The organism is Kordia aestuariivivens, from assembly GCF_014397005.1.
GTDB lineage: Bacteria > Bacteroidota > Bacteroidia > Flavobacteriales > Flavobacteriaceae > Kordia > Kordia aestuariivivens.
This window is the reverse complement of sequence record NZ_JACGWS010000006.1, coordinates 249158-269604: the sequence shown is the minus strand read 5'-3', so window position 1 is coordinate 269604 and position 20447 is coordinate 249158. Positions and strand designations below refer to the sequence as shown.

Here is a 20447-nt window from a genome sequence, read left to right as displayed (position 1 = left end):
ATGAAAAACAACATAAAATTAGCAACCATTTTAGCAATTTTCATCACGTTTATTTCTTGTGATGACAAAATAGATGTAGAGGTTCCAGAAGCGTCGCCACGTTTAGTAATTGAAGCTTCTTTAGATTGGGAAAAAGGAACATTAGGAAACGATCAAACCATAAAACTAAGCACCTCTACGTCATTTTTTGAAAATACACTTAACACAAGTGTTATTGGCGCAATGGTAAAAGTGACGAATAACGATACGAATGCGGTTTTTAACTTTGTAGATCAAAATGATGGAACGTATACGGTCAACAATTTTGTGCCTGTATTAAATGGTTCGTATACACTAGAAGTTGTGTATGATGGTGAAGTATATTTAGCAACTGAAAACTTAACTCCAATTACAGGAATCAACGAAGTATTTCAATCGCTCGAAGGTGGTTTTGATGAAGAATTATTAGATGTAAACATTACGTACAATGATCCTGCACCACTTGGAAACTTTTACATGATTCGCATGCAAGAAGTAGGCGATTTATTTCCGATCATAGAAACACGTTCGGACGAATTTACCAATGGAAATGTACAAGAAGAATTCTTTGAAAAAGAAGATGACGACGAAGATCCAACGGAACAATTCAATCCCGGCGATGAGGTAAACATCAAACTATACGGAATCTCAGAACGCTATTACAATTTCATTACATTGCTCATAGAACAATACGATTCTGCAGGAAATCCGTTTGCAACAACGCCCGCAGAAATCAGAGGAAACTGTATCAATACAACCAACGCAGCAAACTACGCATTCGGGTATTTCAGAGTTACCGAATTCGATCAAGTTGATTATATATTTCAATAAAAAGTATACTTTTATTCAAAGTAATTTCAATATAAAAATAACATGCTATGGATTCTTTTTCTGAAGTATAGAAAAGGTTTTGCGTTAAAAATTTTCGAAGCCTTGGAGAAAATTTAGCAAAATATTTTCAATTTTAGTTTTCCAAAGAGAAAACTAAAAATACCTGCCAGAAAAAGCGCATTTTCTTTTGTTTCTGTTTTCTTTGTGCGAGCAAAGAAAATGAAAATAAGAACTTAAAATGGTGAAAATAATATCAATGTTTACCGTTATTTCAGAGTCACTGAATTCGATCAAGTTGATTATATATTTCAATAAAAAATAAAGAGAAAAATCTAAAAATTAGGCACAAAAAAACCTCGGTAAATTTAGAAATTACCGAGGGAAGAAAAACTAGTAAATAGGTTTTGAGATGTATTTTCTTTTTCCCGAATTCTTTGAAACAACTATCGAAATAGTTGCTTTTCTTTTTCATAGCATTCTTTTCCCAACCTATTAATATTTTAAGTAAAAAAAAAGGGCAACAAAGACTTTAGCCTCGATCTCAATAGCTTTGCTGCCACTTTATTTTCAACTAATAAAAAACCGACTTAATTGATTTTTTGTTTTTAACCTTAATTGATGATAAAACAAGCTACTCCGAAAATACCCTACCATTAATTTTAAAAAAAATTAAATAATCTGAGTTTTATATGTTAAAACCATGAATATTTGTCTCTCAACACCATTATTTTATGAAGGATAACAAGTATTTCTAACGAAAAAAAATGCGTCAATTTTTTATTTTGGTGTTTTTAACCTAAAAAAAAAGATCATTATAAAACAATCTTAATAGTTTAATTATATTGAATTCTTGTTAAAAATAAAATTACGTAGCTTTGGAAATTCAAATAAACAATTAGCAGTCAATGACTCCAGAAGAGAAATCTGTTTGTGAATCTAAACACTACGAAAGCATCTTTAATACACATGCCGAAACACTTCGGAATTTTGTGTATTACAAATGTGGAAGTCAACAACAAGCAGAAGATATTGTTCAGGAAGCATTTGTGAAACTTTGGAAAAATTGCGCAAAAGTAATCTTTACGAAAGCCAAATCGTATCTATACACAGTTGCCAACAATATGTTTCTAAATGAAGTTGCGCACGAAAAAGTCGTCTTAAAGTACAAACAGCAAACTCCGAGCAGAGTTTCGCATGAAACGCCCGAATTTGTATTGCGACAAAAAGAATTTCAAGAAAAGCTACAACGCACCATTGCTAAACTACCCGAAGGACAACGCGAAGTCTTTTTACTCAATAGAATTGATAAAAAAACATACGCTGAAATTGCAGAAATCATTGGATTCTCTGTAAAAGCAGTGGAGAAAAGAATGCACAAAGCATTACTAACTTTGCGAAAAGAAATAGGAAATATTTAAAAAAAGGTAGGGTATTTTATTTGAAAACTGTTTAATAATCGAATCAAGTGAAAATGATGGAAGAAAAATATGATGATACGTTTTTAGCAAGATGGCTAGCTGACGATCTCAATGCGGAAGAAAAAATGCGTTTTGAAAATTCTGCTGAGTATCAGGACTATCTGCAAATCATTGAAAGTGCTGACCAATTAGAAGCACCTTCTTTTGATAAGCAAGTTATGCTAAAATCAATTCAAGAAAAACAGCAAACAACTGCGTCAAAAACAAGAAAACTCAATACTTCGTGGATGTATGCCGCGGCTGCCGTTGTACTCTTATTTGTAGGATTATCTTATGTGTATCTTAATTCAGGAGAAACATTTGAAACTGGTTACGGAAATCAACTCACGGTTACCTTGCCAGATGGTTCTGAAGCAATCTTAAATTCAAAATCATCGCTAACATTCAATGAAAAATCTTGGGATGATGACCGAACAGTTGCTTTAGATGGAGAAGCATATTTCAAAGTAAAAAAAGGAGAAAAATTTACCGTAACAACTAGTTCAGGAACAATTGAAGTCCTTGGAACACAATTTAATGTGCTTACGGATACTGATATGCTTGAAGTAAAATGTCATGAAGGAAAAGTGAAAGTTTCTTCAAAAACTCAAAAAACAGCAATATTAACACAAGGAAATGCATTTTCGTTCATTGAAGGAAAAACAGCTTCTTGGAACTTTGATATACACAATTCAACGTGGAGAGAAGGTGAAAGTAATTTCAGAGAAATGCCTTTAAAACATGTAATTACAGCATTGCAAGATCAATACGAAGTACAATTTATTATTGAAGATATAGATACCGCAGAACGCTTCACGGGAAGTTTTTCACACACAAATTTAAAACTTGCTTTAAGAACAGTCTTTGTTCCTATGGAAATTTCATATACTTTTAAGGACAAAAAAACAGTTATCCTGAAAAAAGCGAAATAAAAACAGCTTTTTTTAAGTCCCAAAAGGACTTACACAATGGAATTTTACCGTTACCGTCTATGAGAAGTGTCATAAGTGTTGTCTTACTGTTCATCACACATGCATTGTTAGCCCAAAACAATGTATCGCTTTCGTTTGAAAAAGAACCACTACAAAACGTTCTAACAACGGTTGAAAAAGCATACAACATAAAATTTTCATACAAAGCCGAATTAGCCGAAGGCAAAGTAATTACGTTACAACTCAAAGATGCCTCCTTAAATACCGTTATTCAGCGTTTACAGCAACAAGCAGCGATTGTATTTGAAAAAGTAAACGATCGGTATTACATCATCCGAAATCAGTTACAAGAAGGGAAAATACGGCTTTGCGGTGTTTTACTTGATTCGCTGAGTCAACAACCTATCATAGAAGCTTCGGTTGTTAATAAAACGCAATCAAAAGGAACCGTTACAAACACCAACGGATCTTTTGAACTTTTCTTAGCATTTCCGTCAGATACCATCGAAATCCGCTTTTTAGGATACAAAACACAACGCTTACTAGCCAAAGAATTACAAACGAAACCGTGTACACCTATTTCTATGGTTGCAGATCAGTACGATTTAGGAACCGTTTTAATCAGCAACTATCTGACTTCAGGAATCAACAAAAAAACAGATGGCGCACTATCGCTTTCTCCATCCAAACTCGGAATTTTACCAGGACTTACAGAACCTGACGTATTGCAAAGCATACAACTCTTACCAGGAATTCAAAGCCCCAACGAAACCGCTTCTGGTTTATTCATTCGTGGTGGAACGCCAGATCAAAACCTAATTTTGTGGGATGGAATAAAAATGTACCATTCAGGTCATTTTTTCGGATTAATCTCAGCATTCAATCCGTATGTTATAGAAGAAGTTTCGATCTACAAAAGTGGAACTGAAACAAAATATGGCGATCGTATTTCGGGTGTAATTGACATTCAAACAGATACCAAAATTCCTGAAAAATTATCTGGTGGATTTGGATTCAATATGACGCATGGCGATGTATATCTCAAAGCACCAATTGGCAAAAAACTTGGCGTGATGGTTTCGGCGCGTAGAGCATTTACGGATGTTTGGGAAACCTTTACCTATAACAACTTTTCGGAACGTGTTTTTCAAAATACGAACATTACAAAAAGTGAAGAAATCATAGAAAATGTATTTTCAGAAACCGAAAACAAATTCTACTTTACAGATTATACCATAAAACTCATTGGAAAACTTTCGGATAAAGATGATATCATGATTAGTAATTTGCGAACTAAAAATGAACTCGATTTTATGTCTAAAATTGAACTCTTTGAAGAAACATCTCGCGATCAACTCAGCATTCGAAACTCAGGCTTTAGCGGACTTTGGAAACGCCAATGGAATAAAAACTTTTCACATACATTAAAGGCTTACTATTCTCGATTTGATTTTGATTACTTAGGAACATTCAGAGGCGATATTGTATCTGTTACCGAACAAGATCAGAAACACAACAAAATAAAAGACATTGGATTTTCGTATGACACAACATGGGAAATTAATGAAAAGCGCAGTTTACAATCGGGTTACCAATTCTCGTCTAACGATGTATCATTTGGGTTTTTTGGCTTTCGAGGAACAGAAGAAGGTGTTTCAACATACGCAGCGGCAGAAGAAAGCATCAATAACTCACATGCGTTATACTCATCGTATAAATACAACGATCAAAACGAATTAATTATAAATGCAGGATTTCGTGCAAACTATTTTAGCACGACAAAAGAAATCTTTTTTGAACCAAGATTGTACGTTGAAAAAAAGCTGAATGATCATTTTAGTGTGAATTTTTCAGGAGAATTAAAACACCAAGCGGTCAGTCAAATACTAGAATTTAATACGGCGAACTTTGGATTGGAAAATCAAGTTTGGGCAATTGCCAATGGAGATGATTTTCCAGTAATAAAAAGCAGGCAAATTTCTACAGGAGTGGTTTTTAACAAAAAAGGTTGGCGTGTTGATGTAGACGGCTATTACAAAAACATTAGCGGATTGACTTCATTCAACAGAAGTTTTGGAAATACAAGCGTGTTGGAAACATTCTCGGAAGGAAACAGTCAAATTTACGGCGTTGATATTCTCGTTGAAAAAAAGATCAACAATTACCAAACTTGGATGGGGTATTCATACACAGACAATAAATTTGAATTTTCACAAATCAATAACGGACTTACATTTCCTGGGAATTATGACATTCGCCACTATTTCCGTTGGGCACATTCCTATACGCTCAAAAATTTTAAATTCTCGCTTGGCTGGAATTTCCGCACAGGAACGCCATACACGCCTGTAACATCGCAAACGCAAGACAATGGTGACTTGTTTGTCTTCATAGGAGAAACCAACAGCACACGCATTCCTGACTATCATCGATTGGATTTCTCAGGAACCTATACCTTCAACTTTGACAAAAAGAACAATTGGAAAGGAAAAATAGGATTTTCATTGCTCAATATCTACGATCGTAAAAACCTTTTGGAACGCTATTACGAAATCAGAGCTTTCTTAAATGACGATAACAATGTGCAATTCCGTTTACAAACAGTAGACAAATTCTCGTTAGGCTTGACGCCAAATTTAGTTTTTAGAGTTGATTTTTAGTGAAACTCAATTTTGAGAAGCTTGCAAAGCGTACTCAAAATTGTAAGTTGAACTAACTCCGCTGAAGAGCGGAGTCTAATTTGATATATTGATTCGTTTTTTAAGTTTTCTAAATGTCACATCGAGCATTATTTGGAAACGCAAACTTATTATTTGAAACAAAGAAGAAAAACTACAAAGCCAAATCTTTCCGATGCAACAATCGTGTCAACTTAATAGATAAATCGGTTAAAATAATCTTCGCATTTCCGTTGCGCTCTATATGATAAATAGCGTCTTGCAATTCGGTAGAAATATCTAAAATATTATTTCCGTGGACAAAAGGTGCAAATTTCTCTAAGAAGAAACCTTTCGTATGTGGTTCAAAAAACACCAAATCAGTTGCGGTATAATTTTGTAATAATGCTTGTCTAAAAAGATTCAGACAAAATCCTAAAAATTTCTTCTGTGTTTCACGACCCGTTTTGGCAACTTCTTCGCTCCAAGCAATCAAATCGCGAATGGCTGTTTTATTTCCTTTTGCTTTAAAAGCAGAACGAACCCAAGCTACAAACCAAGTTTCAAACATCAAATCTTCTGAATCTTGATACACCAAATCAACGGCTTTGTTGTAATTTCCATTCGATTGATGCGCAATTTTAGTCGCTTCAGCTTCTGAAACCTGCAATTTTTCTATCAAAGCTTCTTTAATCGCTTGTTCGCCCAAAGGCGGAAAATGTACAATTTGGCAACGCGAAAGAATCGTATTAATAAGTTGTTCTTCGTCTTCCGCAATCAAAATAAACAATGTCTTATTTGGTGGCTCTTCAAGCAATTTCAATAACTTATTCGCTGCGGCAGTATTCAAACGTTCCGCCATCCAAATAATCATCACTTTATAACCGCCTTCATACGATTTCAGTGTCAACGATTTTACAATATCGAGTGCTTCGTCAACACCAATCTGCCCTTGCTTATTATCAATTCCAAGCAACTTATACCAATCGAATAAATTTCCATACGGTTGCTCTTTCACAAACTGTCGCCATTCTTCTAAAAAATGTTTAGATACAGGATGACTTTTCACTTTGTGATTTCCCGCTACAGGAAAGGCAAAATGCAAATCGGGATGTGAAAGGTTATTGAATTTCAAATTACACGCTTCGTTTTCGCCTGTATTTTCGCCATCAGCATTTTGGCACAATACATATTGCGCGTACGCAATTGCCATGGGAAGTGTTCCACAACCTTCTGGACCTACAAAAAGTTGCGCATGCGGAATACGTCCGTTATCGGCACTCAATGTAAGATGTTTTTTAATATGTGTTAAACCTAAAATATCTTGGAAAAGCATGCCACAAATATAGTTGTAACTGTTGAATTTTTCATTAAAACTTAAATTAACCTAAGTTTAGAAAAAATAATTACTCAAATTTGACTTAGAACTCATTCTTTTTCTGAAGTATAGAAAAGTTTTTGCGTTAAGAATTTTTGAAGCCTTGGAAAAAATTTAGCAAAAGCTTTTCGGTTTTAGTTTTCCGAAGAGAAAATTAAAAATACCTGCCAGAAAAAGTGCCTTTTCTTTTGTTTCGTTTTCTTTGGGCAAGAAAAGAAAATGAAAATCAGAAGTGAAAATGATTAAGATTTTAAAAATAGGCTATATCGAAAACAAAAATTACTTCCCAAGGACTTCCTAATAATTACGACAAACCTTCTAAAATCATTTATCTTTACAATCTCGATAAAAAAGTACTTACTATATGGCGGACAAAGCGCTTCTTTTCATTCCCGATATCTCTGGTTTTACTGAATTTGTACAACATACGGCAATTCGTCACAGTCGTCACATCATTTCAGAATTACTGGAACTGCTCATTGATAACAACATCACAGGGTTACAATTGGCGGAAATAGAAGGCGATGCACTATTTTTCTATAAGCTAGAAGATACAACGGATATCAAACAAATTCGCGAGCAAATTAAAAGAATGTACATGGCTTTTCATACGTATTTAAAACGCTATGAATACGAAAAAATATGTCACTGTGGCGCGTGTTCATCGGTATACAATCTTTCGTTGAAATTTATTGTTCACTTTGGTGAAATCGAATTTATTTCCATCAAAGATTCTAACAAACCGTATGGACCTAATGTGATCAAAGTACATCGATTGCTCAAAAATGAGGTGCCAATTTCAGAATATGTACTATTGACGGAAGATGTAGATTCAGAAACGATTCAAAAAGCAACAGATCAACTGCAAACTGAGTACGATTTTGGCAATATTGCATACGCGTATGAATCGCTTTCGCACTACAAATCGGAACTTCCAGAAGTTTCTCCGATACCTCAAAACGTACCAAAACACAATATATACAGCGAAGAAGCTGTGATCAATATGCCTATTTTAGAACTCTATGAAGTCATTAGTAATTTTGATTATCGATTGTTATGGAGCAAAGGAATTACGAAAATTGAATATGAAAAAAATCGGGTGAACCGATTAGGAGACAAGCACAAATGTTTGATTGATAAAACGACAATCAATCCGACGACCGTAACAAAAAAAGCGAAACAAAATCAATTGGTCTATGGCGAATCGACCACAGAAGTTCCATTCACTAAAAAATTGAATGTCTATTATGTATTAGAAGCTGTAAATGATCAAAAAACGCGACTCAATATTGAAGTATTTATCGATTTTAAGCCGTTTGGCATCTTACTAAAACGTTTGATGAAAAAAAACTTCAAAAAAGTCATTCCTGAAAATATAAAAGAACTTATATTGCTTGCTGATTCAGGATTTAAAACACAACAATAACCTAAAATATAACACCATTGAGAACGCTAAACGATTTTAATTTTAAAGATAAAAAAGCACTTATTCGTGTAGATTTTAACGTGCCATTAAACGATCAATTTGAAGTAACAGATGATTCTCGTATCAAAGCTGCAAAGCCAACCATCATCAAAATACTAGAAGATGGCGGAAGTTGCGTATTAATGTCGCACTTAGGAAGACCAAAAGGTTTTCAGGAAGAATTTTCATTACGTCACATTGTAGAAACGGTTTCACAAGTTATTGGTGTACAAGTAAAATTTGCAGGAAACTGTGTTGGTGAAGAAGCTGAAAAAGCAGTTGCCACATTAGAAGATGGCGAAGTATTATTGCTTGAAAATTTACGTTTTCACGAAGAAGAAAAGCTAGGCGACGAAGTATTTGCTGCACAACTTGCCAAACTAGGAGACATTTATGTAAATGATGCGTTTGGTACAGCACACAGAGCGCACGCATCTACAGCAGTAATTGCACAAAACTTTACAGACAAAAAATGTTTTGGTCTCTTACTAGCGAAAGAAATAGAAAGTATTGCAAAAGTAATGGAAGTTGGCGAAAAACCAGTCACTGCAGTACTGGGTGGAGCGAAAGTATCTTCAAAAATTACGATTATAGATAACATTTTAGACAAAATAGATCACTTAATTATTGGCGGCGGAATGACATTTACGTTCATCAAAGCACAAGGCGGAAGCATTGGTGATTCCTTAGTGGAAGATGATAAAATGGAATTGGCAAAAGAAATTATGGAATTGGCAAAAGCCAAAAACGTAACCATTCATTTGCCAGTAGATTCTGTGATTGCAGATTCATTTTCCAATGACGCAACCACGAAAGTAATTGATGTCACAAAAATCCCTGACGGTTGGATGGGCTTAGATGCCGGACCAGCGACACAAGCAAAATTTGCTGAGGTAATTGCACAATCCAAAACCATACTTTGGAATGGACCTTTAGGTGTTTTTGAAATGCCAAACTTTGCAAAAGGAACGATTGCTTTAGGACATGCAATTGCAGAAGCGACTAAAAATGGCGCTTTTTCATTAGTTGGCGGTGGCGATTCTGTAGCAGCTGTAAAACAATTTGGGTTTGAACCAAAAGTAAGTTACGTAAGTACAGGCGGCGGCGCAATGTTAGAAAGCTTAGAAGGAAAAACATTGCCTGGAATTGCAGCGATTCTATCGTAAAAAATCAATAAAAATAGCATACTAAAAAAGTCTAATTCCCGTAATTAGACTTTTTTAGTATAAAGGAATTTCAAAATTTGAATAAAAAACACGAATTTAGCAGCAATTGCGTTTTCAATAATACGAATTACGTCAGTTCGAGTGAAATTTTAGTATAAAATTTTGTGTCGAGAACAGCTTACAAAAATGATAAAACAACTTACGATACATGAAATACCTTTTTAGCATACTTTTCTTATTTGTTGTTTCTATTGGAAATGCCCAGGAAGATGAAAAAAAGCCTGAAAAAACCAAAGAAACTACGAAGCCAAGGTTCAAAATCATAAAGGACACGATTATTTTGGATGGTGTAAAAACGGTTATGATTGATACGATTTACTTTGATAAAAAAAATACGATCAAACGCGATGTAGATGATGTGCTGCCAGCAATTGATAGCGTCAAAATTGAAACCAATCGTAATCATGATTTGACGAAAGTCAATGAAACTTTCCAGTTGAAAGACAATAAAATGGCGGCAACAATTGACAGTTTATGGTTGCGTGAATTGGGCGGATCTGATTTATTTGATACCATTAACAATGAAATTACCGACCTCAAATACGATCCAGTTGTCTATCAAGATTTACCGACCGATACGCTAAAAGCACGTTTGGAAAGACTCAACAGCAAAACACCGTTCAACATTGAGTACAATCCGTCACTAGAAAGTGTAATTAGAAGATTCTTAAAAAGACATAAAAAATCAATGGAACGCTTGATGAAAACAAGTCAGTACTATTTTCCAATGTTTGAGCAAGAACTTGCTAATTATAACATTCCATTAGAAATAAAATACCTAGCCATTGTAGAATCTGCATTAAATCCAAGAGCGCGTTCGCGAGTTGGTGCCACAGGCTTATGGCAATTTATGTATCAAACAGGAAAACAATTTGATTTAGATGTAAATTCGTATGTAGACGAACGCAGCGATCCTGTAAAATCAACCAAAGCGGCTTGCGAATACCTAGCAAGTTTATACAAAATATTTGGCGATTGGGATTTAGCATTAGCAGCCTACAATTCGGGTCCAGGAAATGTTTCCAAAGCTATTAGACGTTCTGGCGGATATCAAAACTATTGGAACATTCGTTCAAACTTACCACGCGAAACCGCAGGTTATTTACCTGCATTTCTAGCAACAATGTACATTTTTGAATATGCAGACGAACACGGTTTTCAAGTAGAAAAAGTAGAAATTCCATACTTTGCCACGGATACCATTCGCGTGAAAGAAGTGCTTACGTTCGATCAAATTTCGGAAGTACTAAACGTCAAAGTAGAAGACTTACAATTCTTCAATCCATCTTATAAATTAGATATTATTCCCTTTGTAAAAGGACGAAACTATACATTGCGATTGCCTGTACAAGAAGTTGGAAAATTTGTCAACAACGAAGAAGCCATTTATACCTTGGCACGTGAAGAATTGGCAAAAAAAGAAAAACCATTGCCGCAACTCTTTCAAATGGACAAACGCACGCGTTATCGTGTAAGAAGCGGTGATTATTTGGGTAAAATTGCACGACAATTTGGTGTGCGTGTTAGCGACTTAAAACGCTGGAACGGATTGCGATCTAATAAATTAAAAATTGGGCAACGCTTGACAATTTATCCCAAAAAACCAGGATTTGCTGTCAAAAAACCAACTGGAAAGAAAAAAAATACAGGAAATGCAAAAACCTACGTTGTCAAGTCTGGAGACTCTTTGTGGAGCATTTCGCAAAAATTTCCAGGTGTTTCTGTGAAGAATATAAAAAAATGGAATGATATTAGCAGTAACAAACTAAAACCCGGAATGACTTTACGAGTTTCCAACAAATAAATAACAATCAATAAATATCATTATACGTGAAAAATTTATACGCATTACTATTCGTTTTGGCTTTATTTTCTTCTTGTGAAGATCCAAAAGATAGAGCAACAGCTGAGAGATATCTGCCAGAATCCTTCGGAAAAGCAAACTTACTAACCGTAGTTATTGATCTTGAACAGTGGAAAGGAACCGTTGGTGACAGCATCCGAAACATTTACGGAGCGCCAACAGACGGTTTACCAATGGAAGAACCATTATTCTCGCTAAATCAGGTAAATCCTGAAGTTTTCAATGGTATACTAACGAAATGTAGAAGTGTTTTAGTGGTAAAATCATCAGAAGAAAATCAATTTAAAATTCGCGAAAACCTATATGCAAAACCACAAAAAATAGTATTTGTTTCAGGAAATGACGATGAAATTATCTCACAACTAAAAGAAAATGCTAAAGAATCTATTCTTACGCTTAAGCTGAACGAATTACGCGCCAAGCAAAAAATGATTGAAGGTTCATTAAGCAGAGATACATCGTTAGAAGATACATTCGGAATCACCATGAACATTCCATCGGTATATAAAAATGTAAAAAAAGAAGACAATTTTGTATGGTTTGAACGCAAAGTGCCTAAAGGAACTTCAAATATCATTGCGTATACATTGCCAGAAGGAAGCATCCCAAAAAGCGATACAACCATTGATGCCATCATTCAAATGCGTGATTCTATCGGAAAAGCGTATGTGCCCGGAAGAGATCCGAAAACAATGCACATGATTACCGAAAAAGCGTATGCGCCTTACCTATACGATGCTATTGTAAACAACAAACCTGCGTTTGAAACCAAAGGAATGTGGGAAGTAAAAAACTTCCAAATGGCTGGCCCGTTCATCAATTACATTGTGGAGGACAAACAACACAACAGATTAGTTGTTATAGAAGGATTCACGTTTGCGCCTTCTGAAGACAAAAGAGACTTTATGTTTGAAATAGAAGCGATTTTAAAATCGATGAAAATTAAAGAATAACTACATTCTTAATAAAATATCAAAGCACATTCGTTCGTTCGGATGTGCCTTTTTATTTAGTATAATTTCGCTTTCGCTAAAATGTACTCGGATTGACAAAATGCTTTAGAAATAAAGTCACACTTCTTTCCAATCCTTTACTTCTTGAACTTATGACTATGTGATGTTGAATTAAGTTCAGCATGACGTTTTTTATGTTACTTTTAGGATGTCACATCGAGCATTATTGATGTCAAAATATATTTTGATTTATAATATCGAGCGAAGCTATCGAGATGCATATAAATCTTAATTATCTTTTAATCTTTCAATTCTAAAATACTAAATTGCAACAGCAAAAAATTATCCAATGACGGAACTTCAATACATTCAAACACACCTTTCACTTCCCGAAAAAAGCATTCTAAAAACCATTCAATTACTGAATGAAGATTGTACGATTCCTTTTATTTCTAGGTATCGAAAAGAAATGACAGGAAACTTGGATGAAGTTCAAATTGGTCAAATCGTAAAACTAAAAGCAGAATACGCAGCACTCGAAAAACGACGAGAAACCATTCTAAAAGCAATTACAGAACAAGACGCGCTAACGTCACAATTGCAGGAAAAAATCGCGCAAGCAAAAACAGTAACAGCTTTAGAAGATATTTACTTACCGTACAAGAAAAAACGCAAAACCAAAGCGTCTATTGCCAAAGAAAACGGATTGGAACCGTTGGCAAAAATCATCATGAAACAACAACACGATGATGTAGATTATGCAGCACAACGATATGTAAAAGGGGAAGTTTCTTCTGTAGAAAAAGCATTAGAAGGTGCCCGACATATTATAGCAGAATGGATCAATGAAAACGAATATGTTCGGAACAACATCCGACGTTTATACCAACGAAAAGCAACGATTACAACCAAAGTAGTCAAAGCAAAAATTACAGACGAAACAGCACAAAAATACAAGCAATATTTTGATTGGAGCGAATCGCTTCACAGAACACCTTCACACCGATTGTTGGCAATGTTACGCGCTGAAAACGAAGGTTTCATCAAACTAAAAGTGGAAGTCGACAAAGAAGAAGCATTAAACAGCATTGAACGATTGATTATCAAAACAACGTTGAAATCATGCACGGATCAAATATTAATTGCCATTGAAGATGCTTACAAACGTTTACTGTCGCCAGCCATCGTAAACGAAGTGATGAACGACGTGAAATCAAAGGCGGACACGACGGCAATTTCTGTATTCGCAGAAAACCTTAAACAATTACTTTTGGGCGCGCCATTGGGTCAAAAACGCGTTTTAGCACTCGATCCGGGCTTCAAGTCAGGTTGTAAAGTGGTGTGTTTGGATGAAACAGGCGATTTATTATACAACGAGAACATTTATCCGCATCCGCCACAGCGTGAAACAACGCAGGCAATGAAAAAGATAAAATCGTTGGTAAACGCCTATAAAATTGAAGCAATTGCTATTGGAAACGGAACTGCTTCGCGTGAAACCGAATTCTTCATTAAGAAGATTCAGTTTGATCGCGATTTGCAAGTTTTTATCGTCAATGAAGCAGGTGCTTCCGTGTATTCTGCGTCAAAAATTGCGCGTGCGGAGTTTCCAAATTATGATGTCACAGTTCGTGGCGCGGTTTCTATTGGAAGACGTTTGACAGATCCGTTGGCAGAACTCGTAAAGATTGATCCGAAAGCAATTGGCGTTGGACAATACCAACACGATGTAGATCAAACAAAACTCAAAGAAGAACTCGACACTGTTGTGATGAGTTGTGTAAATACCGTCGGCGTTAATGTAAATACGGCAAGTAGCGCCTTGCTGAGTTATGTTTCTGGTATTGGCACAAATTTGGCGGAAAATGTAGTGAATTACAGAACTGAACACGGAAAAATTGATTCGCGAAGCGATTTAAAAAAAGTTCCACGTTTAGGTCCAAAAGCGTTTCAACAAGCCGCCGCTTTTTTACGAATTACAGATGCAAAACATCCGTTGGACAATTCTACTGTGCATCCAGAAAGTTATTATATCGTAGAAAAAATGGCGAAAGATGCGAAGATTTCTGTTGATGAATTGATCGGAAACAAGACCGTTTTAAGCAATATCAATCTTTCAAACTATTGTACAGAAACCATCGGATTGCCAACACTTTCTGATATTATCAAAGAATTGGAAAAACCTGGCGTTGATCCGCGGAAAGCGGCAAAACTATTTGAATTCGACCCGAATGTAAAAAAGATTTCTGATGTAAAAGTAGGCATGTCTTTGCCCGGAATTGTGAATAATATTACCAATTTTGGTTGTTTTGTCGATATCGGAATCAAAGAAAGTGGTTTGGTTCACATTTCTAAACTTGCCAATGAATTTATCAGTGATGTGAATTCGGTGGTAAAACTACACCAACATGTTACGGTTACTGTTGTTGAGGTTGATGAAGCTCGGAAACGAATTCAGTTGTCAATGATTGATTAATACTTTCAAAATAAAATGTCACGTTTTAATTTTCTTTAGGTTATAGCTATAGAAAGAAGTCAAAACGACTTCTATAACCAAAACCTATATATCATGAAAAAAAGAAATTTGAATTCGTTAGCACTAAAAAAAACAACCATCAGCAACTTTTTAATTGGCGGAATGGTAGATTCCGACAATGCGTGTCCATCTGCTGTTTCGTGTGAATCCGTGTGTTTTTGTATACCTCCTGGAGGAATTATTATTGGATCTCCATCGCCCGATCCTTTAAATTGTGAACCACAAGCCAATTCAGTTCAAGCCAATCCTCTTCCAGCTAGTCCAGCTGGAGACTATGCAAATGCAGCAGGGTAAGCAATAAATATTTAATCAGTATTAAAAAAGGCTAACGAACTTTGGTTTGTTAGTCTTTAATTTTTTCAGCAATATCTTTTTCCATTCCTAACATATAATAACCGCCTGTGTTCACAAAATACATTTTGTTTTCTTCCAAAAACAATACACTTGGTTCTTTGGAAACATACGTCCACAAACCTCCATTTTTTTTAGAATCCATCAGGGTTTCAAAAGCTGTTGTTGCGCTTTCTTGAGTTTTAAAAATGTATTCTTCAATTGTGACTCTTGGATAGGTATTTCCATTTGGAGTCATGCTTTTCGTTGCTTTTAAAAACGACTTCCGAGCTTCATGAAGTTCTTTTTTAATACTGGCAAGATCAATTTCTTTAGCCAAACTATCTTTAAGTTTTAAAGCATGTTGCAAACGTCCTAAAAGAAGCGTTTTTTCAGGGTGTACAATTGCTATACTTTTTACTTGATAATTATGTTCTAGCTGAGATAATCGTGCTACTTTTTCTTCTAATTTTGACTTGAGATCTACTTTTTTAATAGTTTCACTTTCGTGAGAAACCACTTTTTGTTGGACAATTGTATCTGTTAATTTCGTTGTAGTTTCTTTTTCTTGCGTTTTCTTATGAACCGTTTTTGTCTTCTGATTACAAGAAACAAAAGTGAACAAGATTGCAATTAGAAAGAAAGGTGTGAATGTTTTCATCTTATGAATTTACAATAAAAATAGATTACTTCTTTTTTAACTTTTCAAGTTTTTCTTTGTGATAATTTCCACCACTTATTTTATAAGCCATCTCCACATATTTGATGGCATTTTTAATGTCTTTTTGTGAGATATAATAATCTGACATAGAATCATATCCATTTGCATTTCTAGGATATGCTTCAATAAGCATTGTGAAAAGAGCGAATGATTTTTTAGGATCATTAGACATAAACATAAACCCTAAATTATTCAATAAATCTTCTTCTGGATGAATTGTATATCCTAAATGATTGGAAAGTGTTTTATAACGATCGTTAAATGCCTTTGTTACTGCTTTAGCATCAGTATCAGGGTTTGTTAAGACATTAACAAAACTACCACTCATTTTATACCAAGGATACAGCGCATACAGTCCATCATAAATAGATATCATTGGCACAGTTCCGTGGTTTTCGTTTTCATAGTATTTGTATGAAAATTGTAATGTACTATGAGTAGCTTTTGAAGCAATCTTAGAAAATTTATAGGTTGCGCGCAAACCTTCAGTTCTATAAGTTGTGTCTTTTACAAGTACATTCAGGTCTTTTTCAGTATCTGGTGGCAGTGGGTTTGCAATAGAAAGAAACAATGATTTTCTTTCGTATTTTTTATCTGATAAACGTTCAGATAGTTGTAAACTCAGCACTTCATTATCCCACCATAAACTAGGATCTATGGCAATATAATTGGTAAATAACTCGGGATGATTCAAAACAGTATTTACAACCAGCAATCCTCCAAAAGAATGACCAACTAAGGTTTTATGAGTAGTTGTTGGGTATTTTTTGTCTATATATGGAATTAATTCTTTTGCGATAAAATCGGTAAACTTTTCTCCACCACCAGAATCTTTTACCCAATCGGAAGCGCCTCTGGCTTCTTTAACTTTAGTTGGTGTAAGATCACGAGTTCTGTTTTCAGAATTTTCAATACCAACAACAATCATTTCTGGAACAGTATCTGGAGCCAATTGATTAAGAATAGCGCATATAGATAAAAAATGGACACGACCATCTAAAACATATACTACTGGATACGTATTAGGATGATTTGTAGTAGCATTTGCACTTTCTGGAACTTGAACCCAAATTTTTCTGTTTTCCTTAAGAATGTTAGAATAGACACTATCCTTAGTTCCTATTTGAAATAAATTATCTTGATTTGATTGTGCTGAGGAGTAAAAAAAACTTGTGTATGCAAGTATGCAGATTACAAAAGATAGTACTTTGTTTTTCATAATAAAGTTTTGGTTGTTAGTGTTGTGTAGGATTCCACACAAACAGTGCCAAAAAATAGCATGAAAAGAAAGCACTATTTCTCCATTGGAAATTTATGTTTCAAAAAATTAAAAACCAGTTCAAAATGTTTTAACGGCGCTCCATGCGAACCAACAATCGTAATGTGCTCTGTGTAGTATTGAAACTTGTGTTGCTTCAATCTATTCATAATTTTGTTGCCCATTGGTGTTGTGGGCGCAATTTCATCTTCGGTTGCAGAAATTAATAGAATAGGCGCTTTTATATTTTCAACTTTAATCAAGGCTTTTTGTTCGGCAACAGTATCTTGTAACATGGCTGTAAAAGCGCCGCGTAAATCGCGTTTCATAATAAATGGTACGGAAGCTTCATTTACAGGAATAAAAGGCAATTCAACACCATTCTGTGTCCAAGTTGTGGTGGTAAAATGATTGGTATTTCCTGGAAAAACAGCATGACTTGCGACGAGTCCAACCACACAATCAATATCGTCATAGTAACTCGCAATGAGTAATGCCAAATCTCCACCACGAGAACCGCCAACAATGGCAATTCGTTCTCCATCAACTTGCTTGTTTTGAGTTGCTTTTACAATGGCGTTATGCACATCTTCAATCGCTATTTTTTCTAAAAGTTTCGGAGTTCCGGGCGCGTTAAAATAGCCAATTGCTAAAAACGCATAGCCTTTTTCAATAAATTGATCTCTCGCTTTTTTCCAGTAATCACTTGTCCAAGCATTTCCGCCTTCTGAACCGCCAAGTCCAACAATTAGTGGTTGTTTTTCGCCTTTTCCAAGATACAGAATAGCTTCTGTATTTTTTGATGAAATTGTTTCTTGTGCGTAAAACGACGTTGCAGAAATGAAGAAGAAAAGGAGCAATACACGTTGTATATTTTTTGATGAAACCATAGTTATTTACTTTTTATCCAAAGTAACTCCATTACAACTTCAAAACTTTTGACTTAGATCAAATAATCACTTTTCAGCGCGAATTCGGCTTAACGTTTCTTGTGTAATTCCAATATACGAAGCAATCATTCCCAATGGAATGCGATGGTAAATTTCATGATAACTTTCACAAAAATGAATGTATTTTTCTTTGGCAGAAGCAAAACGCATGGACGCAATACGTTCCATCAAATGTCCAAAAATAGTTCCCATAGAAAGTCGCGAATAGCGTTCCATTTCTGGAAAATGATCAAACAAATACACCAAATCATTTACATGTAAAGAGAATGCTTCGGTTGTTTCAATAGCGTCAATATAGTAGATATCTGTTTTGCGCTGCATGAAGCTTTTGGGTGAATTGATCCATTCATCTTTGCTACAAAAATACTCGCTAATTTCTTTTCCATCTTTTAAAAAATACGTGCGTAATATTCCTTTTCGGATAAAATAGCTTTTCGTAGAAACCTGATTTGCATCTAATACCAATTCGCCTTTTGTAAACGTAACCAGCTGCAATCTATCTTTCAATTCGGCTTTAAGTTGATCCGAAAGCGTGATATACTGCTCAAAATGTTCAAATATGTTTTCTGTAGTTTCGATAATTTGCGTTTTGTTGCTTATTAATTTACATGATAATTAACTAAATATTTTAATATATTCTGGAAACCAATATTGTTTCCCCCTTTTAGCTCCTGTAAATTCTTGTAGAATATTTAATGTTTCTAGCTCTGATATTAATTTATAAACTGTTGGCATAGAAGAATCTATTATTTTTTGTACTTTTTGTGCATCAATAATAGGATGTTGATACATATGATTCATTATTGCTCTTCCATTATTCGTCCTACTTCCTAATTTTTGCAGTTTTTCGTCAACTTCTTTTTGTAGCTTAAGAATTTTATCAAAAGTTTCAATGCTACTTTTTGCAGTTTCTATCACACCAACTAAAAAAAACTTGAACCATTGTTGAATATCATTCTTTTCTCTAACTCTCATCAAGTTATCATAATAAAGACTTCTATTTCTCTCAAAAAAATCTGATAAATAGAGAATTGGTTTTTTTAATATCATCTTTTCGACAAGATATAAGGTAATCATTAATCTTCCGACTCTGCCGTTACCATCTAAAAAAGGGTGTATAGTTTCAAATTGATAGTGAATAAGAGCAATTTTCAAAAGATCAGGAAATAGTATCTTTTCATTATGAGTAAATTTTTCTAAATCACTCATTAGATTATTTATCTCGGATTGTATAGGAGGAATGAATATAGCATCTGATATTGAAGCTCCACCTATCCAATTTTGACTAGTTCTGAATTCTCCAGGAACTTTATATTTTCCACGAACACCTTTAAGTAGTATTTTATGAGTTTGTTTTATTAACTTAGAAGAAAAAGGTATTTTATTTAAGCTTTCAATAGCAGACTGAAGTGCTGAAATATAGTTTTGAACTTCTTCCCAATCATCTCTTTTTTCTTCAGCTATATCTATTTTATCCTGTAATACTTCCTCAATATTAGTTTTTGTACCTTCTATTTTACTAGATTGGGTAGCTTCTTTTAAAACATGCATACTTATGAATAAGTCAATATTAGGAATGTAATCAGAATACATATCTAATCGACCTAATTGTCGATCAGCCTTACTTAATAGATCTATAACCTCTATATTATCTAATGACCATTGCCTATTAATTTTATTAGGAAAAAAGCTTTTATATGTACCTTGATTTATATAATCTCCAGAATCAAAATCTTTCATTTTTTTAATTAAAGATAACCCTTAATTAATAAAAAACAAAAAAACTTAAATAACAGAATCATTATTTAAGTTTTTATAAATTAATTTAAATAACAAATTCTTAAACTTTTTAAACAAAAAAATCCACACTA

Annotated in this window: 16 protein-coding genes; 10 read left to right on the top strand and 6 right to left on the bottom strand. The window is 34.4% G+C overall.

Going from position 1 to position 20447, the window contains the following annotated elements:
* The 4 genes from H2O64_RS11870 (at nucleotide 1) to H2O64_RS11855 (ending at nucleotide 5898) form a co-directional block, all read left to right on the top strand.
* Nucleotides 1-849: a DUF4249 family protein gene (locus H2O64_RS11870; protein ID WP_187562421.1), complete on the top strand. Its 849-nt coding sequence runs from the start codon at nucleotides 1-3 to the stop codon at nucleotides 847-849.
* Nucleotides 850-1754: 905 nt separating this feature from the next.
* A complete protein-coding gene (locus H2O64_RS11865; protein WP_187562420.1) occupies nucleotides 1755-2267 on the top strand; it encodes an RNA polymerase sigma factor in 513 nt (170 codons plus the stop codon).
* A gap of 53 nt (nucleotides 2268-2320) precedes the next feature.
* Nucleotides 2321-3238 carry a FecR family protein gene (locus tag H2O64_RS11860; RefSeq protein ID WP_187562419.1) on the top strand — a complete coding sequence of 306 codons (918 nt, stop codon included), beginning with the start codon at nucleotides 2321-2323 and terminating at the stop codon, nucleotides 3236-3238.
* 59 nt (nucleotides 3239-3297) lie between these two features.
* The gene (locus H2O64_RS11855; RefSeq protein ID WP_187562418.1) at nucleotides 3298-5898 is read left to right on the top strand and encodes a carboxypeptidase-like regulatory domain-containing protein; all 2601 of its coding nucleotides are present in this window, start codon (nucleotides 3298-3300) and stop codon (nucleotides 5896-5898) included.
* Nucleotides 5899-6070: 172 nt separating this feature from the next.
* On the opposite strand, the gene H2O64_RS11850 is transcribed toward H2O64_RS11855, so the two are convergent.
* Nucleotides 6071-7231, bottom strand: coding sequence for a DNA polymerase III subunit (locus H2O64_RS11850; RefSeq protein ID WP_187562417.1), 1161 nt, complete (start codon nucleotides 7229-7231; stop codon nucleotides 6071-6073).
* A gap of 406 nt (nucleotides 7232-7637) precedes the next feature.
* Here H2O64_RS11850 and H2O64_RS11845 point away from each other — a divergent pair, with 406 nt between their 5' ends.
* From H2O64_RS11845 to H2O64_RS11820, 6 genes are all read left to right on the top strand, one after another.
* Nucleotides 7638-8699, top strand: a complete 1062-nt coding sequence (locus tag H2O64_RS11845; RefSeq protein WP_187562416.1) for a DUF2652 domain-containing protein — start codon at nucleotides 7638-7640, stop codon at nucleotides 8697-8699.
* Nucleotides 8700-8716: 17 nt separating this feature from the next.
* On the top strand, nucleotides 8717-9904 hold the full coding sequence (locus H2O64_RS11840; RefSeq protein ID WP_187562415.1) for a phosphoglycerate kinase: 1188 nt from the start codon (nucleotides 8717-8719) through the stop codon (nucleotides 9902-9904).
* A gap of 208 nt (nucleotides 9905-10112) precedes the next feature.
* Nucleotides 10113-11768: a LysM peptidoglycan-binding domain-containing protein gene (locus H2O64_RS11835; protein WP_187562414.1), complete on the top strand. Its 1656-nt coding sequence runs from the start codon at nucleotides 10113-10115 to the stop codon at nucleotides 11766-11768.
* Between the two features lie 26 nt (nucleotides 11769-11794).
* Nucleotides 11795-12781 carry a DUF4837 family protein gene (locus H2O64_RS11830; RefSeq protein ID WP_187562413.1) on the top strand — a complete coding sequence of 329 codons (987 nt, stop codon included), beginning with the start codon at nucleotides 11795-11797 and terminating at the stop codon, nucleotides 12779-12781.
* A gap of 349 nt (nucleotides 12782-13130) precedes the next feature.
* Nucleotides 13131-15257: a Tex family protein gene (locus H2O64_RS11825; RefSeq protein WP_187562412.1), complete on the top strand. Its 2127-nt coding sequence runs from the start codon at nucleotides 13131-13133 to the stop codon at nucleotides 15255-15257.
* A 93-nt stretch (nucleotides 15258-15350) separates the two neighbouring features.
* Nucleotides 15351-15611 (top strand): hypothetical protein, encoded by a 261-nt coding sequence (locus tag H2O64_RS11820; RefSeq protein ID WP_187562411.1) that lies wholly within the window; start codon nucleotides 15351-15353, stop codon nucleotides 15609-15611.
* Between the two features lie 49 nt (nucleotides 15612-15660).
* Here the strand turns inward: H2O64_RS11820 and H2O64_RS11815 are convergent, their stop codons facing one another.
* The 5 genes from H2O64_RS11815 to H2O64_RS11795 form a co-directional block, all read right to left on the bottom strand.
* Nucleotides 15661-16308 (bottom strand): hypothetical protein, encoded by a 648-nt coding sequence (locus tag H2O64_RS11815; RefSeq protein WP_187562410.1) that lies wholly within the window; start codon nucleotides 16306-16308, stop codon nucleotides 15661-15663.
* Nucleotides 16309-16333: 25 nt separating this feature from the next.
* On the bottom strand, nucleotides 16334-17587 hold the full coding sequence (locus H2O64_RS11810; RefSeq protein ID WP_187562409.1) for an alpha/beta hydrolase-fold protein: 1254 nt from the start codon (nucleotides 17585-17587) through the stop codon (nucleotides 16334-16336).
* Nucleotides 17588-17661: 74 nt separating this feature from the next.
* Nucleotides 17662-18516, bottom strand: a complete 855-nt coding sequence (locus tag H2O64_RS11805) for an acyl-CoA thioester hydrolase/BAAT C-terminal domain-containing protein (protein ID WP_187562408.1) — start codon at nucleotides 18514-18516, stop codon at nucleotides 17662-17664.
* Between the two features lie 66 nt (nucleotides 18517-18582).
* On the bottom strand, nucleotides 18583-19083 hold the full coding sequence (locus H2O64_RS11800) for a Crp/Fnr family transcriptional regulator (RefSeq protein WP_187562407.1): 501 nt from the start codon (nucleotides 19081-19083) through the stop codon (nucleotides 18583-18585).
* A gap of 108 nt (nucleotides 19084-19191) precedes the next feature.
* A complete protein-coding gene (locus tag H2O64_RS11795) occupies nucleotides 19192-20316 on the bottom strand; it encodes a Fic family protein (protein WP_187562406.1) in 1125 nt (374 codons plus the stop codon).
* Nucleotides 20317-20447 lie beyond the last annotated feature (131 nt).

Coding starts and splice junctions, on each gene's coding strand:
- H2O64_RS11870 (WP_187562421.1), top strand. CDS start 1: ATGAAAAACAACATAAAATTAGCAACCATTTTAGCAATTTTCATCACG.
- H2O64_RS11865 (WP_187562420.1), top strand. CDS start 1,755: ATGACTCCAGAAGAGAAATCTGTTTGTGAATCTAAACACTACGAAAGC.
- H2O64_RS11860 (WP_187562419.1), top strand. CDS start 2,321: ATGATGGAAGAAAAATATGATGATACGTTTTTAGCAAGATGGCTAGCT.
- H2O64_RS11855 (WP_187562418.1), top strand. CDS start 3,298: ATGAGAAGTGTCATAAGTGTTGTCTTACTGTTCATCACACATGCATTG.
- H2O64_RS11850 (WP_187562417.1), bottom strand. CDS start 7,231: ATGCTTTTCCAAGATATTTTAGGTTTAACACATATTAAAAAACATCTT.
- H2O64_RS11845 (WP_187562416.1), top strand. CDS start 7,638: ATGGCGGACAAAGCGCTTCTTTTCATTCCCGATATCTCTGGTTTTACT.
- H2O64_RS11835 (WP_187562414.1), top strand. CDS start 10,113: ATGAAATACCTTTTTAGCATACTTTTCTTATTTGTTGTTTCTATTGGA.
- H2O64_RS11825 (WP_187562412.1), top strand. CDS start 13,131: ATGACGGAACTTCAATACATTCAAACACACCTTTCACTTCCCGAAAAA.
- H2O64_RS11820 (WP_187562411.1), top strand. CDS start 15,351: ATGAAAAAAAGAAATTTGAATTCGTTAGCACTAAAAAAAACAACCATC.
- H2O64_RS11815 (WP_187562410.1), bottom strand. CDS start 16,308: ATGAAAACATTCACACCTTTCTTTCTAATTGCAATCTTGTTCACTTTT.
- H2O64_RS11810 (WP_187562409.1), bottom strand. CDS start 17,587: ATGAAAAACAAAGTACTATCTTTTGTAATCTGCATACTTGCATACACA.
- H2O64_RS11805 (WP_187562408.1), bottom strand. CDS start 18,516: ATGGTTTCATCAAAAAATATACAACGTGTATTGCTCCTTTTCTTCTTC.
- H2O64_RS11795 (WP_187562406.1), bottom strand. CDS start 20,316: ATGAAAGATTTTGATTCTGGAGATTATATAAATCAAGGTACATATAAA.